Genomic DNA, 22,558 nt, shown 5'->3' on the forward strand with positions numbered 1-22,558 from the left:
TTTTACATTTTCTCTGGAGCGGATACACCAATCAAAGCTAAAGCATTTTTTAAGGTAATCTGCACAGACCGCACCAACGCGAGGCGTGCCTTCGTCCGCTCCACATGCTCAGGATCAAGCACCTTCGCAGCATTATAAAAACTATGGAACGCAGAGGCTAATTCCATAATATAATTCGTAATTCGGTGCGGCATCCGTTTCAAGGCAGCTTCGCTGACTGCGGACGGGAACTCGCCCAACTTTTTCAATAAATCAATTTCCTTTTCGGAGGATGTCACCAAGGAAACATCCGCGTTCGCATCAACAGCAAATCCCTGCTCATCACCAGAACGCAAAATACTGGAAATGCGGGCATGAGCATACTGCGCATAATAAACGGGATTTTCATTGGATTCTGACACAGCTAAATCCAAATCAAAGTCTAAATGGGTGTCTGAACTGCGCATGGCAAAGAAATAACGGGTCGCATCGAGGCCGACCTCATCAACCAAATCACGCATGGTGACAGCTTTACCAGTCCGTTTGCTCATCTTCATCTTCTCGCCATTTTTATAAAGATGAACCAATTGGATAATTTCGACCTCGAGGGCCTCGCGGTCATAACCTAAAGCCTGAATCGCTGCTTTCATCCGCGGGATATAGCCGTGATGGTCCGCACCCCAAATATTGATTAATTTTTCAAAGCCGCGCTCAAGCTTGTCTTTATGGTAAGCAATATCCGGTGTCAGGTACGTATAGGAGCCATCCTGCTTAATGAGAACACGGTCCTTGTCATCGCCAAAATCGGTCGAGCGCAGCCAGGTTGCGCCGTCCTGCTCATAGACATAGCCGCTTTCCCGCAACGCGTTTAGGGCGTCATCAATTTTTCCATTTTTATAAAGCGAGGTTTCGGAGAACCAGACATCAAAGCCGACACGGAAATCCTCTAGATCCTTCTGTAACTTTGCCATTTCCTCTTTCAGGCCATACTCGCGGAAAAAGTCATAGCGTTCGGAATCTGCAGCATGCACATACTTGTCGCCATACTCCTCTGCCAGCCGCTTGCCGATTTCAATAATATCAGCACCATGATAGCCGTCCTCCGGCATGTTTCTGTCCAGTCCAAGTGCTTGGAAATAACGTGCTTCAATGGAAATCGCTAAGTTATTAATCTGATTGCCGGCATCGTTAATGTAGTACTCGCGGGACACATCGAAACCAGCTTTCGCTAGAATATTGCTAAGCGAGTCGCCGACAGCGGCACCGCGGGCATGTCCAAGGTGCAGGTCCCCGGTTGGATTGGCGGAGACAAACTCGACTTGAATCTTCTGGCCACCGCCCACATTGGTTTCCCCGTACTTGTCGCCTGCTTCCAGGATCGTCGGAATTAAATCCGCTAAATAGCCATTGTTCATATAAAAATTGATAAATCCTGGGCCAGCCAGGTCAATTTTTTCAATCGAAGCCTTAGAACGGTCGAAGTTTTCCACTAATGCCTCCGCAATGACACGCGGCGCTTTCTTTGCCACACGAGCCAGCTGCATCGCCATATTTGTGGAGTAATCACCATGCGCCTTTTCCTTTGGAATCTCTAAAATTACATCAGGAATCTGCTCTTCTGTTGCAAGGCCTGCTTTGATGACGGCCGCACGGATTTCTTCCTTTATTCTTGTTTGCACTTGTTCTACTATATTCATATTTCATCCTCCTGAAAGGTTATCTCCAAATGGTATGTACCGCCGGGCGACCCCTGCATCGTAAAATCGTACAGAATATCGAAGCTACCCTCTGTGTGCTTGATGCTTCGTGCCAATGTCATGGTTTCAAATACGCCAAATGGCAACTCGTAACTGCCGCGCATTTTCAAATGTAATCGAAACGGCAGCCGCATTTTCACCGCACCGCTGCGTAAGATTAAGGCTTCTTCTGGGGCCATTTTTACAATCGTGCGAACCGTTCCTTCTTCGAGCACTTCCTCATATTGTAAAAATGAAGCATTTCCCTTTTGATAGTATCGACCAAATACCGTCAATTCAAAAGTTTCCTGTTCATCAATCGTTGTCTTTACGTTGATTTTTACCGGTCTTTCCTGGTTCGCCAAAGAAAAAAGCACATCCTTTTTTTATCTTACCAAAGGAACTTATAATGGTTTTCAGATTCATTTTGATTTGCTGCGTCACCACAGCACTTTACTATTATAAACATAGTAACAGGACAAATCAAAGATGCCCCTCCCAGAATCGGGACGGGCACCTCAGATAAGCAACAGCAAAACAATATATGAATGGTGCTAAAGCATCAAATGGTGTCAGGCACCAATTTCCTATTTTACCCAGCCGAGCAGCATTTCGCGGATTAGTTTGCTGGCTGTGTTGGCGGTTTGTTCGGATGGATCGTAAATTGGGGCCACCTCTACAAGGTCACCGCCCACGACATTCACTTCAGAACGGGCAATGGCATGGATGGAGGCAAGCAGTTCTTTTGATGTGATGCCGCCTGCATCAACCGTGCCTGTACCTGGGGCATGGGCCGGATCAAGGACATCGATATCAATCGTCACATAAACCGGGCGGCCAGCAAGCGTTGGCAAGATTTCCTTTAAAGGCTCTAATACTTCAAACTTGGAAATATGCATCCCATTTTCCTTCGCCCAGTCAAACTCTTCCTTCATACCGGAACGGATTCCAAAGGAATACACGTTTTTCGGACCAATTAATTCGGCGATTTTGCGAATCGGCGTCGAGTGCGATAACGGCTCGCCTTCATATTGCTCACGCAAGTCTGTGTGCGCATCAAAATGAATAATCGCTAAATCAGGATATTTCTTATAAACAGCCTTCATGACAGGCCATGAAACAAGGTGCTCGCCGCCCATTCCTAATGGAAACTTGTCGGCAGCTAGGATTTGATCGACAAACTCTTCGATTAAATCGATACTGCGCTGTGGATTTCCAAATGGCAAAGGAATATCGCCGGCATCGAAATATTTCAAATCCTCTAATTCGCGGTCTAGGTATGGACTATACTCCTCAAGACCTGGTGATACTTCGCGAATTCTTGTTGGACCAAAACGTGAGCCTGGACGGTAACTTACTGTCCAATCCATCGGCATTCCGTATAGTACTACTTGACTTTCTTCAAAATTCTGGTGACTCTTAATAAACACATTCCCCGCATATGCTTCATCAAAACGCATCTAACATCTCTCACTTTCTATGTACCTTTATTTAATTGTATTAGAAAAGGTCTACGCTACTGTTCGCTCTCTTTTCCCATGAGTCCGGTCGCTTAGAATTGAACCAACCACTTATTTCACTAAATCCCCCACAAATTTAGGCAGGACAAACGCTGCTTTGTGGAGTTCTTTGGTGTAGTATTTTGTTTCGATCTCGTGGAAGCGCTCCTCGCTTACTTCTAATGGATCGTATTTTTTTGAACCAATTGTGAATGCCCATAACCCACTTGGATACGTTGGAATATTTGCCGTATACAAGCGTGTAATCGGAAAGATTTCACGGACATCCCGCTGAACATTCCGGATCAAGTCTGCTTTAAACCAAGGATTATCGGACTGCGCCACGAAAATTCCTTCTTCTTTTAACGCCTTTGAAATCCCAGCATAAAAGCCTTTTGTAAATAAATTCACCGCAGGTCCCACTGGTTCGGTTGAATCGACCATAATCACATCATATTCATTTTCACTATTGGCAATATGCATAAAACCATCGTCCACCCGAACATCCACCCGGGGATCCTCTAACCAGCCGGCAATCTCCGGCAGATATTTCTTCGAATACTCGATGACTTTCCCGTCAATATCCACCAGTGTCGCTTTCTTCACGCTTGGATGCTTTAACACTTCGCGGATTACGCCGCCGTCGCCGCCGCCGACAACAAGAATGTTTTCTGGATTTGGGTGTGTAAATAATGGCACGTGGGCAACCATTTCATGATAAACGAACTCGTCGCGAACGGAAGTCATCACCATGTCATCTAATAACAGCATGTTGCCCCATTCTTCCGTTTCAATCATATCAAGTTTTTGAAATTCCGTTTGCTCGGTATGTAAGGTCTGATTAACTTTCATTGTGATGCCAAAGTTTTTGGTTTGATATTCTGTGAACCAAATGGCCATGATCATCTTCCTTCCAAGTTAACTTAATTTATGATTACCATGTTATCGCTCCATTTTTATACTACCCAAACTATTGAATTACAATCACATGAAAAAGTCTAGTAAAATTTAAAGAATTTCCCCATTTATGTTTAAAAAGACTCTTTTTTTTCAATACTATTACTATCTAATTTTTCCCAGATTGTAAAAACGTGCAACAAACAAGGGTCTAGGTCCTGCCACTTTATCATGTGAGGTGAACATAATGGAAATCATGACTGATCAAGGGTTTCGAAAAACAATCAAATATTTGCGGGCAATTATTATCATCGGTTTGATAGGCATGATTTGTATGCTCATTCTCTTCTTTGGCGTGCTCGGCTATGCCAAAATTTTAGGAGCTCCGCCGCTGGCAGTACCGCAATCGACGCTGTTTTTTGCTGATGACGGGACGTTAATGGGCGAGAGTAATAGCGGCCAAAAGCGGTATTGGGTTGGGATGAACGATATTTCGCCTGATTTAGTGAACGCGACAATCTCCATTGAGGATAAAAATTTTTACGAGCATCATGGCTTTGATTATAAACGGATAGCTGGAGCGGTCCTCGCTGATGTTAAGGCGCTGGCCAAGGTGCAGGGCGCGAGTACGATTACCCAGCAGTATGCCCGGAATCTCTTCCTCGAACATGACAAAACGTGGAAGCGAAAGCTGATGGAGGCATTTTACACGATCCGGCTCGAAATGAATTATTCGAAAAAAGATATTCTCGAAGGCTATTTAAATACCATTTACTATGGTAACGGCGCCTATGGTGTCGAAGCAGCCAGCCAGTATTATTATGGAAAAAGTGCAGCCGAATTAACCTTAGCTGAGGCAAGCATGCTGGCTGGGATTCCAAAGGGTCCGGGGATCTATTCACCACTATCCTCAATGGAAAAAGCAAAAACACGCCAGGCGATTATTTTACAATCGATGGTAAAGAACGGTTATATCAATAGAAAAAAGGCGCAAGCAGCGGCCTCCACATCCCTGACTTTAATTGGTGAACACACGACCCAGCGAGTAAAGGTGGCGCCGTACTTTCAGGATGCTGTTAAAAATGCCTTGAAAAATCAATTACATCTCGATGACCGTACGATCACCCTCGGCGGTTTAAAGGTTTTTACTACACTTAACTTAAAGCAACAGGCCGCGGCTGAGAATCAGGTCAACCAATATGTGGCCAGTTCTTCAGACATTCAAGTCGGGCTTGTCGCAATGGATCCGAAAACTGGTTATGTCAAAGCGATGGTAGGCGGCCGGGATTATGAAAAAAGTCCGTTTAACCGCGCTGTTCAAGCGATCAGGCAGCCGGGTTCGACGATTAAGCCCTTGTTGTATTATGCTGCCCTTGAACATGGCTTTACGCCATCGTCGACGATGCGAAGCGAATTTACGACGTTTCATTTCGACAATGGCCAGGCCGACTATACACCGCATAACTTTAATAACAAGTATGCCGATGGGGAAGTCACACTCGCCCAGGCGCTGGCTGTATCTGACAATATTTTTGCCGTCAAAACGCATTTATTTTTAGGGGAAGAGACGTTAATTGAAACGGCGAAGAAATTCGGGCTGTCCACCAAAATGGATGAGGTGCCGTCACTAGCATTAGGTACATCAGGGGTGCGGGTGATTGAAATGGCCGATGCCTATAGTATGCTGGCTAACGGCGGCAAAGATGTAGATCCGACGTTAATTACGAGAGTGGAAGATTATAATGGCAAGGTCATTTTTGAAAAAGAAACCCGCGATAAAAAGGTGTTAGACCCAGCCAAAGCCTTTGTGATGACGCAAATGCTGACAGGGATATTCGATTCAAAGTTAAACGGCTACGCGAAGGTCACAGGAAGCACGGTCATCAAGGACATTACCCGGCCATATGCGGGCAAATCCGGCTCAACGGAAACGGATAGCTGGATGATTGGCTACGCGCCCCAGCTGGTGACGGCCGTCTGGGCAGGATATGATGTGGGAAAACCGATTAACTTAGTCGCGGAAAAAACATATGCGAAGAATATTTGGGCCCATTTTATGGAAGATGCTTTAGCAGGGAAGCCCGTAAAAGCATTTAAACCACCTAAAGACGGTGTTGTGGGTGTTTACGTAAACCCTGAAAATGGCAAACTGGCCACAAAGGAATGCCCTGTACGGCGATTAACCTATTTTGTCGCAGGTACGGAACCGACTGAATATTGTACCGACCATTTACAAACGAAGGATTCTAAATATATGAAACCTAAGAATGCGAAAAAGGTCCCTTGGTATAAAAAAATCATGCCATGGAGTTAAGAAAAACTTATATAAAAATAGAAAAGCTCCGGATTGCTCCGGAGCTTTTCCTGTCCTAGTTTTACAGTGTTTTCACACTGAATATAATATTACCTAGTTTTCAAAAAAACTACAAGTAAATACCATTTTATTTTTTCAAGATAGTACGTTTGGCCGCTATTCTGCTAATAAGCCTTTTTTCAGTTCGTCGGTAGAGTTATTCCAGAGCACTTCATTATGGTTACGGAGGAAGTTTGCTAGTACCCTTTTAGACTTGTCATCCATTTCATCCACCATGATATGACGCTTCAACGACTTATCCATCTTATTCACATGTTCCGGCAGGGATTTATAGCCGCGGCGGATCTCGCGGTCAACGGTCATAAAACAAGCCGTTACCCCCGCATAATAGGGACCTTCCTCCATCCGGTCAATCGTCACCCAGACCAGCCAGTACGGTTTCCCGTTTGGAACTTCTTCTTTAGTTTTCAAAAACTTAATTCCCTTTTCGACGACACTGCGGGCGTGCATGGCGCCGACATCAATCTCAGCCTCGCCTGCTTCGACATCAATGATGACGGGTGATACATTGTCAAGGCTTAAAGCCCCTTTGCCAAACCCCTTGTGCCCATCGGTTGGGTCACTTTTTATAATATTAAAGCCAAGTTTTTTCTTATTTTCTTCCATTTGTCTTGCGGGCCTCCTTATATAAATATCCCTTTGATGAAATTACCAAGTACAAACCATGTCCAAGGAATAACTTCGTTGAAAATCGGCTGAATCGTGAAGCGGCTTAATGGTGTAATCACTAAAATTAGAAAGATTAATGTTCCATATTGCTCATACTGTGTCATTTTCGCCCGCATATGGTTGGGAGCAAGGTCCTCGACAATTCGATAACCATCAAGCGGCGGAAGCGGCAGCAGGTTAAAGATGAATAGCACGAGGTTCAGATTGATAAAAATCATTAAAAAGTTAACAAAGTTATCTGAAAGTGATAAACCAAATCGACTTGACCCATAGGCAATGATAAAGCCAATCGCTGCTAAGATGAGATTGCTGAGCGGTCCCGCGAAGGATACCAGTACGCCTGCCAGCCGCGGCTTTTTAAAGAAAAAGCGATTGACCGGAACAGGACGGGCCCAGCCAAAACCTGCAATTAATATTAACAACGTGCCGAACGGGTCGAGATGCTTGAGCGGATTTAATGTTAAACGCCCTTGCTTCTTGGCAGTATGGTCTCCGAACTTATAAGCAACATAGGCATGGGCAAACTCATGGAATGTAAAGGCAAAGATCAGCGTAATGGCCACATACGGCAGTTCCGTTAGTGAATATGCCAGAAATCGTTCCAATATGATTTCTCCTTCCCTCTTTTACGGATGGAAGGGTCCCCTGAGTAAATATGGCCTGCCTCCGTTTTTCTTATTATAGGTTCTGTATTTCTTTAAGTATAACTGATATCTAGTATAAAAAGAAAATCAAACACGCAACCTTTGTTGCACTTTTCAATCATTTATGGAAAACTACAAGTAGTACATAAAAAGGAGGAAGTTCGATGCCATACGTTACCGTTAAAATGCTTGAGGGCCGCAGTGAGGATCAAAAGCGCGCGTTAGTAGCGAAAGTAACCGACGCCGTCAGCGAAACTACAGGCGCTCCAAAAGAAAACGTCACTGTCTTTATCGAAGAAATGTCCAAAAATCACTACGGTGTTGCAGGTGTTCGCGCAAGCGACAAATAATATTCATTTAAGAGTGTGAAGCAATTTTCACACTCTTTTTATGTTAGATAAACTTTACATCATCTTTTGGACTGTCAATCTTGATTTTTTCCAGCTCAAGCTTCATCTTTTCTGTCTCAATTAGGAAATTTTGATGTTTTAATTTTTCAAGCTCCAACTCATCCTTCAGCATGTTGGCCTTCATTTTGGACAGTTTTTGAAAATGGTGTGTTAATATAGCGGTGATTGGAATCCCCAATGCCATCACTACTGCAATCGTTCCAGTCATAACAAGCATCCTCCTTCATAAATAGTAAAATTTTTACATCATAGACAAATCATAGCAGATAATTAATTAATTGAGTATTGAATTAATGCAGTTTCCGCATAAAAAAACCACTTGGAATTTTCCTTATCCAAATGGTTCGATCCACTTATTGAACTTTTGCTTTTAAAGACTCTATATAATGATAGGCTTCATCAATTTCTTCTTCTGTATAATGCTGCTTTGCTTTTAAGGTAAACACCTTGTCCATAACTTCTTCTTTTGAAAGATTATCAAAATATAAAACCGTCGAAACAAGTTCGAGGAATCTAGCATTCTGTTCGTTCATATCAATAAAGCAATCTTGCAGGAATGGCATCTCGACTTCATTCAGGCTCAGAAATTCTTTCCCCGTATCGGTCAACGTGTAGCGATATTGAAAATAGCCGCCCTTTTTCTCTTTCACTTCATTGAGAAATCCCATATTACAAAGTTCTTCCACTCTCGTCGTCAATTCTTCCGAATAAGGACCGTAAAAATGGAACTGGAACCGTTCATGAAAAGGAAAATCAACCTTTTTCGCTATATAAATCATCTTTTGCAGCTTTTTTCTCCCGGTAATCTCACCAGAAACCCTAATCGCCTGCATCAGCTTCGCGTGATCATTTAACAACTCTTGTCATCTCCTACTCCGGGTGTCAGGCACCATTTCTAATATATTCACCTTTTTTACTAGTCTAAAAGGGCACGAATTTGCTTTTTTAGCTCTTTTTCAGTGCTATCATCATTAAGGAAATCGGCTGGATAATAGAGCTTGTGGTCCGTTCTTCGTTTCCCAGAAATAGCATCAACAATTTCTGATTCCCTCGAAAGCTCTCGTAATTCCTCATTTTTCATTAATAAGTTGATCGGGAGACGCTCTTCTTCCTCGCCAGGCCGATAGAAATCATATGGCAAGTCTGAAGATGAATCGACAACCAAATAATATTCTGGATTAATCCCTGCCTTTTCAAACAAAAGGGTGAGTTCAGCTAGTTTTTTATATTCTTTTGCAGGGTCAAATTCTGTGTATTTGAACAGATTACGATTGACGAAGCGACGGCAAAGGTCACTTAAAATCGAATCATTCTCCTCCTGCCAAATTTGAAAATAATAGAGGATCACCGATTCATCCAATTTTAAATAGTCTTCTAACGTTACATTCCCATGAAAAATGGAAGTGAAATGAAGCGGTTCATGTTTAAAGGCATAATTTTCTTCAAATAATTGTTTGGCCCGGTGGAGGATTTTTGTCAAAATGACTTCCGCACTGCGGGAAACAGGATGGAAATAAACCTGCCAATACATTTGGTAGCGGCTCATAATATAGTCCTCAACCGCATGCATCCCGCTTTTTTTAATCACCACTTGATCTTCGCGCGGACGCATTACGCGCAAAATCCTCTCCATATCAAACTGCCCGTAGCTGACGCCGGTAAAATAAGCATCCCGCTGCAAATAATCCATCCGGTCAGCATCGATTTGACTGGAAATCATGCTGACAACCAGTTTTTTGGCTGACGTCTTAGCGATAATTTCTGCCACTTGGACGGGAAAGTCAGGGCTGACCCTTAAGAGCACCTTATTGACCTCGGTATCGCCTAAAATAATCGCACGTGTTAAGTCCTCGTGGTCAAAGTCGAATACTTTTTCAAAGGAGTGGGAAAACGGTCCATGCCCAAGGTCGTGGAGAAGGGCAGCACAAAGGGTGAGAAGGCGGTCATCGTTATTCCATTCCGGCCGGCCGGCAAATACATCATCGATGATGCGGCGGACAATTTCATAGACGCCGAGTGAATGGTTAAACCGGCTATGCTCCGCGCCATGAAAGGTTAAAAAGGTTGTTCCCAGCTGCTTTATTCGGCGCAGGCGCTGAAACTCCTTTGTGCCAATCAAATCCCAGATAACCAGGTCACGTACATGGACATAGCGATGGACGGGATCTTTAAATACTTTTTCTTCAAACAATTTCTCTGCAGAATATTGCATCAAATTCCCTCTTCCTCATTACATTCCTACCATGCCTGTCAATCAAGCGGTCAGTGTTTTAGTACTCCTATTATATACCAAATACCAACAAAATTCCCCAGTATTTTTCGACAACTGGTGTCAGGCACCATTTACAACATTTCCATGTAGTAGAAAGAAAAAATCACCCTACGTACTCTCTAAGGTGATTACTTGATCTTTTTATTTACTTTCTCCATTAATTCCTCTTCTGTTAGGGCAGCGACTGGGCGGTTATTGACAAACGCAAAGGTCTTTTTCCGGCCAGGGCCGCAATAGGATTGGCAGCCGATTTTGATGTCGGCGTCCGGATCGATTTCTTTCAAACGAGGGATTAATGTCTTTAAATTCACGGCCTGGCAATCATCACAAACACGAAATTCGTTGGACATTCTAAAACAACCCTTTCTACGGTCAATCTATTATATAATCATTATTTTTTCCCATCAGCATAAAAGTAACTTTTTAAAAAACCAGACACTTAATGCCTGTCTAACTCCATTGGTAATTTTACAGTTTCTTTTTTTTCAATGCAAGTTGCAATCATTAACAACTCTTGGCAAACGTCCTAAATCTTTGAGTTAAAAAATCTACTATCCTTTCAATCATTTTGGTATAAAGCCTGAAAAACTTGTCCATCCTAAGACTAGAACTTTAATTAAAACCGTCAGAAATTGGACTGGCAAATTGTACATTACTTTAGGGAGTTGAAGCATATGAAAGTTCGTCAAGACGCATGGACAGATGAGGATGATCTCCTATTAGCAGAAACAGTTCTCCGACATGTGAGAGAAGGCAGTACCCAGCTAAACGCATTTGAAGAGGTAGGTGACAAACTTAACCGCACCTCGGCTGCTTGTGGGTTCAGATGGAACGCCGTGGTTCGTCATACCTATGAAAAAGCCTTGCAATTAGCTAAAAAGCAGCGAAAACAAAGACAAAGAGTTTTAGGCAAAGATCAAGGCGGCAAGAAAAAATTACTCTACAATCCACCAGTGACTGCTTCAGATGAATTTGAAACACTGGCACCATTACAGGTAGAAATGCCGATCGAAACGACAATGGATATGCCGGACATGATGGCTGAAATGGCGGTAGAAACGAATGTTGTACCTGAGGTTTCAAGCTACAAACCAGCTGCACCAGCCTACCGGCAAACAGCGCCATCTGGCGGCCTAACACTGGATTCTGTTATTTCTTACTTACAAAACTTTCATCATGCAAATCTGCAAAATGAAGCATTAAAAAGTGAGAATGAAAGATTGAAGAGAGAAATTGCCGAGTTACGCAAGCAAAACCATGAGATGGCTGCAAAAATAGAGGGACTTGAGCAAAATACAGAAACGATCCAAGAAGATTACGAGACGTTAATGAAAATTATGAATCGAGCCCGCAAGCTTGTCTTATTTGAAGAAGAAGAAAGACCGGCAACTAAATTCAAAATGGATCGCAATGGCAATCTAGAAAAAGTAGCGGAATAGCCTTTATAGAGGACATAGGGAGAAGAGCAAAGCGCAGCAACTTTATATAAAAGAACCGTAAACCCGTAAATCACTGCCACGGTTTACGGTTTTTTTATAGTGTAAAGTTGATTATGGCCCCGGCTACTAATCCGCCATGTCGGCAATTTTCTCATTGCGGTCAATGACCCGTTGATAATATCCAGGAAATAACCCAAGCTCGTACTCGTTCAATTGCCCTGTAAACAAAAAGTCGCTATGCGCTTTTAACTGCTGTAATAAACGAAGCATGACATCGCCAATCGTCAGCGGTGTTCCGAGCAATTCTGACAGGGTAGCCATCACCCCAGGGACAATCTCCGGGTAGGCAAATTTGGTTTGCTCGTCTCGTTTAGCCAACTGATAAAACTGTCTGACCATTTCAGCCCGTTCTTCACCGCTGCCATTAACACCGAGATAAATTTGCACCGCGACCCCACGTCGAAGGCGGCGCTGTGAAATTCCTGCGAACTTTTTCCCGTTAATACTTAGGTCATAACTTCCCGGGCAATACGAGCCGACAATTTCCCGCGCTTCAATTTGCTCCGGGAAGTCCGCAAACATCTGTTGAATCAAATGCCACATCACATCATAGCCGCGATTAATATCAATTCCTTTTTCCGTTTCTGGAAAAATCAATGAAATATTCAGGACACCCTCATCGAGCACGACCGCAAGTCCGCCTGAGTTCCTAACAATAGACTGATAGCCCTTATTCTTTAAAAATTGAATGCCTTCCTGCAAAAATGGCAGTCTCGTATCCTGGATTCCTAAAACGACCGTGTTGTGATGTACCCAGGTCCGCGCTGTCGCCGGTGCCTCGCCCGCACCGATCGACGCACATAACGTATCATCGGTTCCAAATGATTGCAGTGCTTGAAAATGAATCCCCACCGCCGACTGGTCAATGACCCGCCACTCCGGCTGACGCAGTAAACCTTCCATCGATATAACTCCTTATTTCAAATTGATCAACTTTAACAAACGTTTAAAAAAGAGCCAGCCCACCTTGGACCGGCTCCTCATACAAATTATAATCCTTGCGCTGCTGTAATTAAAGCAAGCTTGTACACATCTTCTTCGTTACAACCGCGTGAAAGGTCGTTTACCGGTGCGTTTAAGCCTTGTAAAATCGGACCTACCGCTTCAAAGCCGCCTAAACGCTGGGCAATCTTATAGCCGATATTTCCTGCTTCCAGGCTTGGGAAGATAAATACGTTGGCATCCCCTTGGAGCACGGAACCTGGCGCTTTGCTTTTTGCAACAGATGGAACAAATGCCGCATCAAACTGGAATTCTCCGTCTAAAACTAATGAAGCATCACGGCGTTTGGCTTCAGCCACTGCTTCTGCAACCTTTTCAGTCTCAGGCGATTTTGCTGAACCCTTTGTTGAAAAACTTAACATCGCAATGCGTGGCTCGATATCAAACATTTCCGCTGTTTTCGCACTTTCAATCGCAATTTCTGCTAAGTCATTGCTGTCTGGAGCAATATTAATCGCACAATCAGCGAACACATATTTTTCATCCTCACGCACCATGATGAATACGCCGGATGTTTTGTTTACGCCTGCTTTAGTTTTAATAATTTGTAAGGCCGGACGAACAGTGTCTGCTGTAGAATGTGCGGCACCGCTGACAAGACCGTTTGCTTTATTTGTATACACAAGCATAGTGCCAAAATAGTTTTCATCCAACAATATTTTACGGGCATCCTCTTCGGTTGCTTTGCCTTTGCGGCGTTCAACAAATGAGGCTACTAATTCATCCATTCCTGCGAAGCTTGCAGGATCATAAATTTCAGCAGATTCTAACGAAACGCCAACCTCTTGCGCTTTTGCCTGTACTTGTTCGATATTGCCAATTAAGATTGGCGTCATTAACTTTTCCTCAGCTAAACGACCAGCTGCGCGAACAATTCTTTCATCCGTACCTTCTGGAAAAACAATTCGTAAATTACGGCCAGAAATTTTTTGCTTTAAACCTTCAAACAAATCACTCACAACTATATCCTCCTTAAAAAAACTACCTCTTCTAGCATACTTTACCAAGGTAAAAATTCAAGTCATCTTGGTTACTGACAACGGTTTCACTAAGAAGTTTTTGTTTTCAAAAAATTACACTCACATGTTTACTATGTACCCCTTTTCGTAAAATTATCCACTAACCTTCAATTAGAGTTTCAAAAGAGCGTCAATGGGTCAAACTATGGTATAGTAAACGTAGGTTTAAGTTTGATTATTTAGGAGTGATACGAATGAGTGAAGCAGCACAAACGCTAGACGGCTGGTATTGCCTGCATGATTTCCGTACTGTTGATTGGACCACTTGGAAAATGCTTCCGAGTGATGAGCGCGAGTCCGCCATTCAGGAGTTTTTAAGTATGGTGGAACGCTGGAACGAAACGCAAGAACGTAAAGAAGGCAGCCATGCTTTATATACAATTGTCGGCCAAAAAGCTGATTTTATGATGATGATCTTACGCCCAACAATGGAAGAGCTTAACGCAATTGAAACAGAATTTAATAAAACCAAATTAGCTGAATTTACGCTTCCTGCCCATTCCTATGTGTCAGTTGTAGAGCTAAGCAACTATTTGCCATCGGACGAGGATCCCTACCAAAATCCATATGTCCAATCTCGCCTATACCCAATCCTGCCAAAAGCGAAGCATGTCTGCTTTTATCCAATGGACAAACGCCGTCAAGGCAATGATAACTGGTACATGCTGCCGATGGAGGAACGCCGCAGTCTCATGCGCAGTCATGGAATGATTGGCCGTACATATGCTGGGAAAGTAAAGCAAATCATTACTGGCTCAGTTGGCTTTGATGATTATGAATGGGGCGTAACTCTGTTCGCCGAAGATGTCCTTCAATTTAAAAAGCTCGTTTATGAAATGCGCTTTGATGAAGTAAGCGCCCGCTATGGTGAATTTGGAGCTTTCTTTGTTGGTAATCTATTAGAGGAAGAAAGCGTATCTAACTTCCTTCATGTATAATATCTTTTAAAAAAAGTTCTCAGGCTTAGCTTGAGAGCTTTTTTTTTTGCTTTTCACTAAGTCATATTCCCCCTCATTTCCTCATACTATTTAAACAGCGAGTCTAAAGAAAGCTCCGAAAGTCTCATCAAAAACGAGGTGAGAAACCGTCTTCCATCTGTAACCAATATGGGGTCATAGGAGTATGAATAGAATGTTGGGCTAGACGTTTATCACCAAAAACACAAGTTATTTACTTATTAGGAGGGAAAAGGATGAGCCAATATTACAATCCTCAAGGATTTCAGCCTTATACGGGGGCTGCCGGCCAGCAAGGAGCACAGCCAATGACAAACGTCGGGCAAGGTGGGTTTATGCCACAACAAGGATTCCCGCAATTTCCACCAGCTGGAGCAGGTGGCGGGGGCACTGGCGGGATGCCATCATCACTGCCACCAGGGGGTGCTGGCGGCGGGCAAGGCATGCTGCCAATTGAGCAGTCATACATCGAAAATATTTTGCGCTTAAATAAAGGGAAATTGGTGCATTTATTCGCTACCTTCGAAGGAAACAATCAATGGAATGCCAAGGAATTCACAGGAATCATTGAGGCAGCTGGAAGAGATCATGTTATCTTAAGTGACCCCCAAGCCGGCACACGTTACCTCATCCCGATGGTAGCTGTCGACTATATTACCTTTGCAGAAGAAATTGAGTATGAATATCCATTCGGCGGCGGGCCAACCATGTCGACTTTCCCGCCACGATAAACAGAAAAGCGGAAGCGCCCTGGTCAGCAGCGTATGGACTGGAGCGCTCCAACTGAGATAAGGTGAAACTTCAATCAGCGAATGTTCTTCTCGCTGATTGTTAGTTAAACCGATCGGGTTCTTACGGGCAGTTGAGAATCTACTGCCCGTTAAACGCGATAAAGGAAACACGAAGAGCCGGAGGCGCATTCGTGCTTGACTTATCGTAGGGCGGAGAGCGAAGGACACTAGCTGCTAGGGCGCTGGAGCTGGACAATGAGAAAAGGCATTGGGATTTTTAACCCAATGCCTTATTTTTTTAAAAGTTCTTAACTGCACCGACAATCATTAACACCCAGGCTGCTAAAAAGCACACCCCGCCAATTGGTGTAATCGCACCCAACACGCCAACCTTTGTTAGGCTTAAAAGGTACAAGCTGCCGCTAAATAAAATGATTCCCGCGAGCATTAACCAGCCGGACCAAGTGAAAACTGAGCTGGCCGCAACTTTCCCGAGCAGCAAACCGATGATTAAAATTCCGGTTGCATGGAACATTTGATAGGTAACGCCGGTTTTCCAAATTTCTAAGTAATGTGCATCAAGTCTATCCTTCAGGCCATGTGCACCAAAGGCTCCGAGTGCTACAGCCAAAAAGGCATTAATGGCACCCACAATAATAAAAGTTTTCATGTAAAAATCCCTCCACTTTTAAAAATCAAACAACGAATCCCCATTGGCTTCGTCTTCCATCTCTAGTTTTTTGGGCTGTTGTAAGGTTGGTGATTGCTGAAATACTTGTTGGGTCATAATTGGTTGTTGGTAAACTTGTGGTGGTATAACCGGCTGCACAGGTTTCGATTGCGTCACTGCGGCCTGTTTTTCATCTAAAATCAACTCGCATAATATTTTAATAGAGTAAACTTTTTCCCGCAAGCTTTCTTCCTTCGTGCTGCTTTTCGCCAGCTTTAATTCGTTTTCTATTTTACCTAGTAGTTTATCGACAGATATATTCACGAGCGACACCTCTATTTTTTGTCTCGTCCCTATTTTACATGATTATCGACGAAATTACGAAATTCTAACCCAGCCCTAGTCGACATGTTTCACGTGGAACATGTCGAAAGTTTGCAGATTAAGGCCGATGAAGAGTTTGGTTATTTAGGTATCGGGGAGATGTTTTTACGAATTGTAGAATCCACCTAAATATTTGTAGAATAAATCTAATTTTTGTAGAATCCCACATGTCTTTTGTAGAATCCTTCTAATATTTGTAGAATCCTCCTACTTTTTTGTAGAATCCCTCAAATTTTTGGAAAACCCCTCCCCCAAGCAAGCAAAAACCCGCACCACACACGGTACGGGGTTCAAACTAGCCTAATATTCTCTGGTAAATGGATTTGGCATGCGTCAAATCCTTTGTTCCATGGATCAGGGCGCGTCCGTCTTGAAAAATGACCATTCGTTCCTCACCCATTTCAACGGAAATCAAATAGGGGTTTCCTTTTACTTGATAGCCTAAGATACTCAGCTGCCCAGCGAGCCGTTCAAGCGAGATTTCCCCCTGTTTAGAGGGACGAATCTGCACCGTATCCCGGCCGCATAGAACCGTGGTTTTGGTCCTATTCTCTTCATCCAAGTAAGGATAGGTCCGTTCCTCGCCGCAGGACAAGCAGCCGGCAAACTTCGCCTTTGACATTTTTAAACTAGTATATTGATTCCGCCAGACATCAAAGCTGACGAAAGTGGTGCGAACCGCCTCCCAGTCCTCAGCCAACATTTTCAAGGCTTCCGCTGTTTGGTGGGCAATCACCATCTGCACAGCGGGAGAAATAATTCCGCCTGTATCACAAGTCATGCCTTGAAGCGGGATCGACCGTAACAGGCAATTTAAGCATGGCGTTTTTCCAGGAATAATCGAAAAACTCATCCCATAACTGCCGACACAGGCACCGTAAATCCACGGAATGTTGTACTTTTGGGAGATGTCATTCATCAGCATCCGCGTTTCAAAATTATCCGTTGCATCCAGCATAAGATCCACGCCAACCGCAAGCTCCTCAAACACTTCTACTGTTGCATCCCCAATAATCGCTCGTATGTCCACATCGGAATTAATCGCACGGAGCCGCTTTTCAGCCGCTGCAGCCTTTGGAAGTTTTTCCGCCACATCCTCTTCCGTGTATAACTGCTGGCGCTGCAAATTGCTCGCTTCCACGTAATCTCGGTCGATAATGGTCAGTTTGCCAACCCCGGCCCGGGTTAATACTTCCGCACTGCCGGAGCCAAGTGCTCCAGCCCCAATAATGAGGACGTGCTTCTGACGAATCTTTGCTTGTCCGTCTTTGCCGATTCCCGGAAAAAGAACTTGCCTGGAATACCGTTCGTTCATTGAATCAACCCCCGCTTACCGGTGGAATAAACGCAATCTCATCACCATCAGAGATAACCTCATCATTTGCGGCAAACTCTTCATTAATGGCCGTCATGACCGTTTCCATCCGAGGAAGATCATATTTCGCGGCCAGTTCAGCCTTCAAATCAGCAACAGTTTTTCCGCTGACCTCAAGCGATAAAGACTCACTCCCCACCGCATCACGCAAATGGGCAAAAAATAGGACCTTATTCATCTAAATCACCTGCCTCAGGTTTTCCTGTTGGATATGAGACTGTTTCCAGCTGGTTGCCCATCCAGGACTCACCGTCTTCCCAATGTTCCTTTTTCCAAATAGGGACAATTTCTTTAATTCGTTCAATCGCATAGCGGTTGGCATCATAGGCATCAGCGCGGTGCGGTGTGGATACCGCAATCACAACGGCAACATCCGTTATGTCTAAGCGGCCGACGCGGTGTGTAATGGCCACACGCGATCCTTCCCAGCGCTCTTCAATTTCCCGGCCAATCTGCTCGAGCTTCTTCACAGCCATGGCTTCATAGGCATCATAAATTAGAAATAACGTCTTTCTGCCCTTTGTTAATTCCCGGACCGTCCCAATGAAGGTGGTAATCGCACCAGCTTCACGCTGAACCACCTTATCGATGACTGTTTGTATATTAATCGGTTCTTTAGAAATTTCGTATAGTTTCATTATTTCACCTCTTCGGCCAGTGGCTTTGGCACTGCATTTTCGACCACTTGGTAACCGCCAATTTTTTCAACCTGCTCTTTAAAGGCAGGCGACTGAATGATAGCAATTAACTCACGTCCGCTTTCGCTTTCATAGAAGCTGCGGGTCATCAGTAAATCATATTCCTCATCAGCAACCGGAATAAAATCTAAGCCCATCGCTTTTGCAGCAGGATAGATGCCCAGCCCGGCACCACGTTCGTCACCCTTTACTTCCGCCGCAACGGCTAAATGAGAGAACATTTCGCGGTCGTAGCCGGTAATCTCCTCGGCGGTAAAGCTCGCCTCGTCGAGCAGTAAATCAAATAAGATGCGGGTGCCCGCTCCTTTTTGCCGGTTCACAAAGTTGGCGTGTGCCCGGACTAAATCTGTGACGTTCGTTATTTCAAGGGGATTCCCTTGTGGCAAGATCCAGCCTTGCTTCCTTTTTAAAAAAGGATACAGGATAATGTCTTGTCCCGCTAAAATTCTATTTACATAGGAAATATTATATTGTTTGCTGCTTGGGTCAAGTAAATGAATACCCGCTACATGGGCCTCGCCTTTTCGAATCGCCATAATGCCAGCCATGCTGCCGACATGGGAAGAGACAATTTTTTTATCTGTCCGTAAGCGTTTCAGCTCGGAGGATAACAAATCAATCGTCATATCATGGCTGCCACAGAAGACAACTGCTTTTTTGATTTCTTCAAGCGGCCGCAAAAGTTCTACCTCGGCAAATTCGCCCTGTTCATAGCCGCTGACGTTTGAAGGGACAATTAACAGGCCGTCTGCACGGACGTAGGACATGGTGACGCCTGCTGCTCTCGTAAGCGGGGTGGCGACATATTGTCCATTCACATAGCCGATATTCATGCGGACAAAGTCCTCAGCCCCCATGGATGAAACAATGCGGCGGCCGAGCTTAACGGATACTGTTTGTCTTTTCGGTACAGGAATTCCTAAATACTTGCAGATTAGCGGCTGCACAAACCACTCGAGCGCCAAATATGCGGATACAGGATAGCCTGGCACACCGACGACAATTTTTCCGTTTATTTTTCCTAAAATAACCGGCTTGCCTGGCCGTGCGGCGACCCCATGGGTGTAGACCTCGCCGATTTCACCGATAATATGGACCGTAAAATCCTTTCGGCCTGCCGATGAACCGGCATTAATCACGATAATATCAGACGTTTCAGCTGCTTCTAATAGAACTGCTTTAATCTTTTCCGGATCATCTTTGACAATCCCATGCAATTTTGGCTCGCCGCCCCAATCCCTCACAAAACCGGCAAACACCGTCCCATTGAATTCAATAATTTTGCCAGAAGAGAGGGCCGTACCTGGTTCAATTAATTCATTACCGGTCGGAATAATGGTGACGACTGGCTTTTTCACAACGGGAACTTGAAGCTGCTGTGCGGCCAAGAGAATGCCCAAATCCGCTGGCCGTAACCTATGCCCTTGTGAAAAGAGCATTTCCTCTTGAACGATATCCTCGCCAATTGGGCGGATGTGCTGCCATGGGGTGGCCGGTTCAATAATTTCAACGGTTTCCTCGTCAATAATATGGACATTTTCGATCATGATCACGGCATTAAATGGTGAAGGAATCGCGTTACCGGTATCGACCACGACAAATTGTTCGCCCAGCTTCAATTGGAGTGGACGGTGTTCATGGGCTTCGTAGGTGCTTTCGGCCACAACCGCAATTCCGTCCATTGCCGAAGCGTGGTAATGCGGCATTGATACATGCGCAAAGATGGGCTCGGCCGTTACACGGCCTAGTGCGTCAACAGCAGAGATTACTTCACAATCAGAGGTCTGCTGAAAGGCGTGCAGAATTTCTTCTCTCGCTTCCGCTCGGGGTTTGTCTTCTAAATAAATTTTCCGTCTGTACTGTTTCTGTTCCATGATTAAGACCCCTTACCTTGATGGAATCACAGGTACGTATTCACCCTGTGAAATCCCTTCTTTTTCTGAACTAATCTCTACAATGCCGTCACTTTTGACTAATGTAGTAATTAAGCCGGATTTCCCGAGGATTGGCTCGGCCCACCATTCGCCCTCTTTTTCAAAAAGAGAAACGCGGATATAATCAGCTCGTCCCATTGATGACGGGATGTTTTTGGTTATTTTTGCAAAAATACGCTCGGGTTTGTGCTCGATTTTTTCACCTTTAAGCTTTCGTAAAATCCGCTCACCGAAAAGTTTAAAAATAATCATCGCACTGGCGGGGTGTCCCGGCAGACCAATGACGGGCTTCCCATCTGCCAATGCTAGAATCGTCGGTTTACCAGGTTTAATCGAAATGCCATGAACGAATACGCCTGGGTCCCCTAACGATTGAATAACTTCCGTGGTATAATCCTTTGCGCCGACGGAACTGCCGCCGGAGAGAATTAAACAGTCCACCTGATCATAGAGCGCCCGCGCCCTTTGGCGAATCTCATCGTAATCATCATGGACAATTCCGCCGTACACCACTTCGACATTCCACTCCTGGGCCAGACCGGCAACCGTTAAATAATTGATATCACGAATTTGCCCTTCCTGAAGGGTTTCGGTTTGGTAAGGGACGATTTCATCACCTGATGAAAGGTAACCAACCTTTAACGGGCGGTAGACGCTTACATGGGTGACCCCTAAAGAGGCCAGCGCACCTAATTCTTGCGGCCGTAGTTTCGACCCCTTTTGAAGGAGAATTTCTCCTTCTTTAATATCCTCACCCGCGCGAATCACATTTTCCCCTGGGGCAACTTGTTTATAGGTATTTAAGAGGCCATCTAAGTCCTCGCAGTGTTCAATCATAATGACGCTGTCGCTGCCCTTTGGCAGCATACCGCCGGTTGGAACATAAACGGCAGCCCCTTGACTAACGATCGCCTCAGGAACCTCGCCCATTTTTACTTCGCCTGCCAGATTTAGAAAACCTGGCATGGATTCAGTGGAACCATACGTATCCTTCGCTCGGACGGCATAGCCGTCGACAGTTGAGCGATCAAAGCTCGGCACATTTTCCTTTGCAATCACCGGCTCGGCTAAAATATGGTGTAAGGCTAAAGCAAGCTCCCTCACCTCTGTTTGCTTAATCGCCGGTATGTTTTCTTCTATTAAGGTAAATGTTTCTTCAACTGTTTTCACTTTGAAAAATTGCATGGTTCCCTTACTCCCCCTTAACGGTCTCCCTTGGCCAACCTAATGGCATCTTCATATTCATGTGGGTGATTCATATTAAAAAAGACTTTCTCTAAATCCATTGTACTATACATCTGCAGTTCCTTTTCCGTTACATATAAAACATTTAATTGCTCTAAGAGATGTTTCATTCGCAGCTGCCCTGTTTCAATCCTTTCGGCAACCTTGGCAGCCGCCGCCTTTTTAAAAACGGAAAATAACGGCTGCTGCTTTCCATTAATGACAGGTATGACGGCATCATAGTCGCGGCACTGGTTGACCAGCACATTCGCCAGTTCTACTGACACAAACGGCATATCACAGGCGACTATAAAATTAATATCATAATCGGAAGCGAGTAAGCCGGCATGAACACCGGCGAGCGGCCCCATTCCTGGATAATGATCAGCAGCCATTTTCAATTCTAGGAAACTATATTCCTCTGGTTCGTTGGTTACTAAAATTATATCATCAAACCGAAGTTTAAGCGTCTCCTGAATTCTCTCAATATTCGTTTTTTCATTTATTTTTAGCAATGCTTTATTCTGACCCATCCGGCTGGATTTGCCGCCTGCTAAAATAATCGCTGCAGCTTTCATGATCTGCC

Annotated in this window: 25 protein-coding genes; 5 read left to right on the top strand and 20 right to left on the bottom strand. The window is 44.4% G+C overall.

Going from position 1 to position 22,558, the window contains the following annotated elements:
- Positions 1–2: 2 nt before the first annotated feature.
- From argS to speE, 4 genes are all read right to left on the bottom strand, one after another.
- Positions 3–1,676, bottom strand: a complete 1,674-nt coding sequence (argS, locus tag AC4E8C_RS24095; protein WP_490209150.1) for an arginine--tRNA ligase — start codon at positions 1,674–1,676, stop codon at positions 3–5.
- On the bottom strand, positions 1,673–2,080 hold the full coding sequence (locus tag AC4E8C_RS24100; RefSeq protein WP_490209151.1) for a YwiB family protein: 408 nt from the start codon (positions 2,078–2,080) through the stop codon (positions 1,673–1,675). Before AC4E8C_RS24100 ends, argS begins: the two co-directional genes overlap by 4 nt.
- Positions 2,081–2,302: 222 nt before the next feature.
- Positions 2,303–3,175: an agmatinase gene (speB, locus tag AC4E8C_RS24105; protein WP_490209152.1), complete on the bottom strand. Its 873-nt coding sequence runs from the start codon at positions 3,173–3,175 to the stop codon at positions 2,303–2,305.
- Positions 3,176–3,286: 111 nt separating this feature from the next.
- Positions 3,287–4,114, bottom strand: coding sequence for a spermidine synthase (gene speE / locus AC4E8C_RS24110; RefSeq protein ID WP_490209153.1), 828 nt, complete (start codon positions 4,112–4,114; stop codon positions 3,287–3,289).
- Positions 4,115–4,358: 244 nt separating this feature from the next.
- On the opposite strand from speE, the gene AC4E8C_RS24115 reads away from it, so the two are divergent.
- Positions 4,359–6,425: a transglycosylase domain-containing protein gene (locus tag AC4E8C_RS24115; RefSeq protein ID WP_490209154.1), complete on the top strand. Its 2,067-nt coding sequence runs from the start codon at positions 4,359–4,361 to the stop codon at positions 6,423–6,425.
- 156 nt (positions 6,426–6,581) lie between these two features.
- Here the strand turns inward: AC4E8C_RS24115 and AC4E8C_RS24120 are convergent, their stop codons facing one another.
- Together AC4E8C_RS24120 and AC4E8C_RS24125 are read right to left on the bottom strand one after the other, a co-directional pair.
- A complete protein-coding gene (locus AC4E8C_RS24120) occupies positions 6,582–7,091 on the bottom strand; it encodes a YwhD family protein (protein WP_490209155.1) in 510 nt (169 codons plus the stop codon).
- 17 nt (positions 7,092–7,108) lie between these two features.
- Positions 7,109–7,759, bottom strand: coding sequence for a site-2 protease family protein (locus AC4E8C_RS24125; RefSeq protein ID WP_490209156.1), 651 nt, complete (start codon positions 7,757–7,759; stop codon positions 7,109–7,111).
- A gap of 203 nt (positions 7,760–7,962) precedes the next feature.
- Between AC4E8C_RS24125 and thmT the strand changes: the two genes are divergently transcribed.
- Positions 7,963–8,148 carry a 2-hydroxymuconate tautomerase gene (thmT, locus tag AC4E8C_RS24130; protein WP_490209157.1) on the top strand — a complete coding sequence of 62 codons (186 nt, stop codon included), beginning with the start codon at positions 7,963–7,965 and terminating at the stop codon, positions 8,146–8,148.
- Between the two features lie 43 nt (positions 8,149–8,191).
- Here thmT and AC4E8C_RS24135 read toward each other — a convergent pair whose 3' ends face one another.
- The 4 genes from AC4E8C_RS24135 to AC4E8C_RS24150 all read right to left on the bottom strand — a co-directional run bounded on the left by AC4E8C_RS24135 (position 8,192) and on the right by AC4E8C_RS24150 (position 10,830).
- On the bottom strand, positions 8,192–8,416 hold the full coding sequence (locus AC4E8C_RS24135) for a hypothetical protein (RefSeq protein WP_490209158.1): 225 nt from the start codon (positions 8,414–8,416) through the stop codon (positions 8,192–8,194).
- Positions 8,417–8,561: 145 nt separating this feature from the next.
- The gene (locus tag AC4E8C_RS24140) at positions 8,562–9,065 is read right to left on the bottom strand and encodes a YwgA family protein (protein ID WP_490209159.1); all 504 of its coding nucleotides are present in this window, start codon (positions 9,063–9,065) and stop codon (positions 8,562–8,564) included.
- A 59-nt stretch (positions 9,066–9,124) separates the two neighbouring features.
- Positions 9,125–10,420: an HD domain-containing protein gene (locus AC4E8C_RS24145; protein ID WP_490209160.1), complete on the bottom strand. Its 1,296-nt coding sequence runs from the start codon at positions 10,418–10,420 to the stop codon at positions 9,125–9,127.
- A 188-nt stretch (positions 10,421–10,608) separates the two neighbouring features.
- Positions 10,609–10,830 carry a YuzB family protein gene (locus tag AC4E8C_RS24150; protein ID WP_490209161.1) on the bottom strand — a complete coding sequence of 74 codons (222 nt, stop codon included), beginning with the start codon at positions 10,828–10,830 and terminating at the stop codon, positions 10,609–10,611.
- A gap of 324 nt (positions 10,831–11,154) precedes the next feature.
- Between AC4E8C_RS24150 and AC4E8C_RS24155 the strand changes: the two genes are divergently transcribed.
- A complete protein-coding gene (locus tag AC4E8C_RS24155) occupies positions 11,155–11,919 on the top strand; it encodes an RsfA family transcriptional regulator (RefSeq protein WP_490209162.1) in 765 nt (254 codons plus the stop codon).
- 126 nt (positions 11,920–12,045) lie between these two features.
- On the opposite strand, the gene lipL is transcribed toward AC4E8C_RS24155, so the two are convergent.
- On the bottom strand, positions 12,046–12,882 hold the full coding sequence (lipL, locus tag AC4E8C_RS24160; RefSeq protein WP_490209163.1) for an octanoyl-[GcvH]:protein N-octanoyltransferase: 837 nt from the start codon (positions 12,880–12,882) through the stop codon (positions 12,046–12,048).
- Between the two features lie 86 nt (positions 12,883–12,968).
- Positions 12,969–13,940, bottom strand: a complete 972-nt coding sequence (gene pta, locus AC4E8C_RS24165) for a phosphate acetyltransferase (protein ID WP_490209164.1) — start codon at positions 13,938–13,940, stop codon at positions 12,969–12,971.
- Between the two features lie 254 nt (positions 13,941–14,194).
- Between pta and hemQ the strand changes: the two genes are divergently transcribed.
- A complete protein-coding gene (gene hemQ / locus AC4E8C_RS24170) occupies positions 14,195–14,938 on the top strand; it encodes a hydrogen peroxide-dependent heme synthase (RefSeq protein WP_490209165.1) in 744 nt (247 codons plus the stop codon).
- A gap of 254 nt (positions 14,939–15,192) precedes the next feature.
- Positions 15,193–15,687 carry a spore coat protein GerQ gene (gene gerQ / locus AC4E8C_RS24175; protein WP_490209166.1) on the top strand — a complete coding sequence of 165 codons (495 nt, stop codon included), beginning with the start codon at positions 15,193–15,195 and terminating at the stop codon, positions 15,685–15,687.
- 298 nt (positions 15,688–15,985) lie between these two features.
- On the opposite strand, the gene AC4E8C_RS24180 is transcribed toward gerQ, so the two are convergent.
- The 8 genes from AC4E8C_RS24180 to mobA all read right to left on the bottom strand — a co-directional run bounded on the left by AC4E8C_RS24180 (position 15,986) and on the right by mobA (position 22,550).
- Positions 15,986–16,357 (bottom strand): DUF423 domain-containing protein, encoded by a 372-nt coding sequence (locus AC4E8C_RS24180; protein ID WP_490209167.1) that lies wholly within the window; start codon positions 16,355–16,357, stop codon positions 15,986–15,988.
- An 18-nt stretch (positions 16,358–16,375) separates the two neighbouring features.
- The gene (locus AC4E8C_RS24185) at positions 16,376–16,681 is read right to left on the bottom strand and encodes a YwdI family protein (protein WP_490209168.1); all 306 of its coding nucleotides are present in this window, start codon (positions 16,679–16,681) and stop codon (positions 16,376–16,378) included.
- 355 nt (positions 16,682–17,036) lie between these two features.
- Positions 17,037–18,056, bottom strand: a complete 1,020-nt coding sequence (locus AC4E8C_RS24190; protein WP_490209169.1) for a thiazole biosynthesis adenylyltransferase ThiF — start codon at positions 18,054–18,056, stop codon at positions 17,037–17,039.
- A gap of 4 nt (positions 18,057–18,060) precedes the next feature.
- Complete coding sequence (gene moaD / locus AC4E8C_RS24195; protein WP_490209170.1) at positions 18,061–18,294, bottom strand: molybdopterin converting factor subunit 1; 234 nt, start codon at positions 18,292–18,294, stop codon at positions 18,061–18,063.
- Positions 18,287–18,754: a molybdenum cofactor biosynthesis protein MoaE gene (locus tag AC4E8C_RS24200; protein WP_490209171.1), complete on the bottom strand. Its 468-nt coding sequence runs from the start codon at positions 18,752–18,754 to the stop codon at positions 18,287–18,289. Before AC4E8C_RS24200 ends, moaD begins: the two co-directional genes overlap by 8 nt.
- On the bottom strand, positions 18,754–20,688 hold the full coding sequence (locus AC4E8C_RS24205; protein WP_490209172.1) for a molybdopterin biosynthesis protein: 1,935 nt from the start codon (positions 20,686–20,688) through the stop codon (positions 18,754–18,756). Before AC4E8C_RS24205 ends, AC4E8C_RS24200 begins: the two co-directional genes overlap by 1 nt.
- 12 nt (positions 20,689–20,700) lie before the next feature.
- Entirely contained in the window at positions 20,701–21,933 is a 1,233-nt protein-coding gene (locus tag AC4E8C_RS24210; protein ID WP_490209173.1) for a molybdopterin molybdotransferase MoeA, read from the bottom strand.
- A gap of 17 nt (positions 21,934–21,950) precedes the next feature.
- On the bottom strand, positions 21,951–22,550 hold the full coding sequence (gene mobA, locus AC4E8C_RS24215; protein ID WP_490209174.1) for a molybdenum cofactor guanylyltransferase: 600 nt from the start codon (positions 22,548–22,550) through the stop codon (positions 21,951–21,953).
- Positions 22,551–22,558: the final 8 nt, after the last annotated feature.

It is taken from the genome of Neobacillus sp. SRL179 (assembly GCF_984799095.1).

Coding starts and splice junctions, on each gene's coding strand:
- speB (WP_490209152.1), bottom strand. CDS start 3,175: ATGCGTTTTGATGAAGCATATGCGGGGAATGTGTTTATTAAGAGTCAC.
- speE (WP_490209153.1), bottom strand. CDS start 4,114: ATGGCCATTTGGTTCACAGAATATCAAACCAAAAACTTTGGCATCACA.
- AC4E8C_RS24155 (WP_490209162.1), top strand. CDS start 11,155: ATGAAAGTTCGTCAAGACGCATGGACAGATGAGGATGATCTCCTATTA.
- AC4E8C_RS24120 (WP_490209155.1), bottom strand. CDS start 7,091: ATGGAAGAAAATAAGAAAAAACTTGGCTTTAATATTATAAAAAGTGAC.
- lipL (WP_490209163.1), bottom strand. CDS start 12,882: ATGGAAGGTTTACTGCGTCAGCCGGAGTGGCGGGTCATTGACCAGTCG.
- AC4E8C_RS24150 (WP_490209161.1), bottom strand. CDS start 10,830: ATGTCCAACGAATTTCGTGTTTGTGATGATTGCCAGGCCGTGAATTTA.
- hemQ (WP_490209165.1), top strand. CDS start 14,195: ATGAGTGAAGCAGCACAAACGCTAGACGGCTGGTATTGCCTGCATGAT.
- moaD (WP_490209170.1), bottom strand. CDS start 18,294: ATGAATAAGGTCCTATTTTTTGCCCATTTGCGTGATGCGGTGGGGAGT.
- AC4E8C_RS24180 (WP_490209167.1), bottom strand. CDS start 16,357: ATGAAAACTTTTATTATTGTGGGTGCCATTAATGCCTTTTTGGCTGTA.
- AC4E8C_RS24115 (WP_490209154.1), top strand. CDS start 4,359: ATGGAAATCATGACTGATCAAGGGTTTCGAAAAACAATCAAATATTTG.
- AC4E8C_RS24205 (WP_490209172.1), bottom strand. CDS start 20,688: ATGGAACAGAAACAGTACAGACGGAAAATTTATTTAGAAGACAAACCC.
- mobA (WP_490209174.1), bottom strand. CDS start 22,550: ATGAAAGCTGCAGCGATTATTTTAGCAGGCGGCAAATCCAGCCGGATG.
- AC4E8C_RS24135 (WP_490209158.1), bottom strand. CDS start 8,416: ATGACTGGAACGATTGCAGTAGTGATGGCATTGGGGATTCCAATCACC.
- AC4E8C_RS24210 (WP_490209173.1), bottom strand. CDS start 21,933: ATGCAATTTTTCAAAGTGAAAACAGTTGAAGAAACATTTACCTTAATA.
- AC4E8C_RS24190 (WP_490209169.1), bottom strand. CDS start 18,056: ATGAACGAACGGTATTCCAGGCAAGTTCTTTTTCCGGGAATCGGCAAA.
- AC4E8C_RS24200 (WP_490209171.1), bottom strand. CDS start 18,754: ATGAAACTATACGAAATTTCTAAAGAACCGATTAATATACAAACAGTC.
- thmT (WP_490209157.1), top strand. CDS start 7,963: ATGCCATACGTTACCGTTAAAATGCTTGAGGGCCGCAGTGAGGATCAA.
- AC4E8C_RS24145 (WP_490209160.1), bottom strand. CDS start 10,420: ATGCAATATTCTGCAGAGAAATTGTTTGAAGAAAAAGTATTTAAAGAT.
- gerQ (WP_490209166.1), top strand. CDS start 15,193: ATGAGCCAATATTACAATCCTCAAGGATTTCAGCCTTATACGGGGGCT.
- argS (WP_490209150.1), bottom strand. CDS start 1,676: ATGAATATAGTAGAACAAGTGCAAACAAGAATAAAGGAAGAAATCCGT.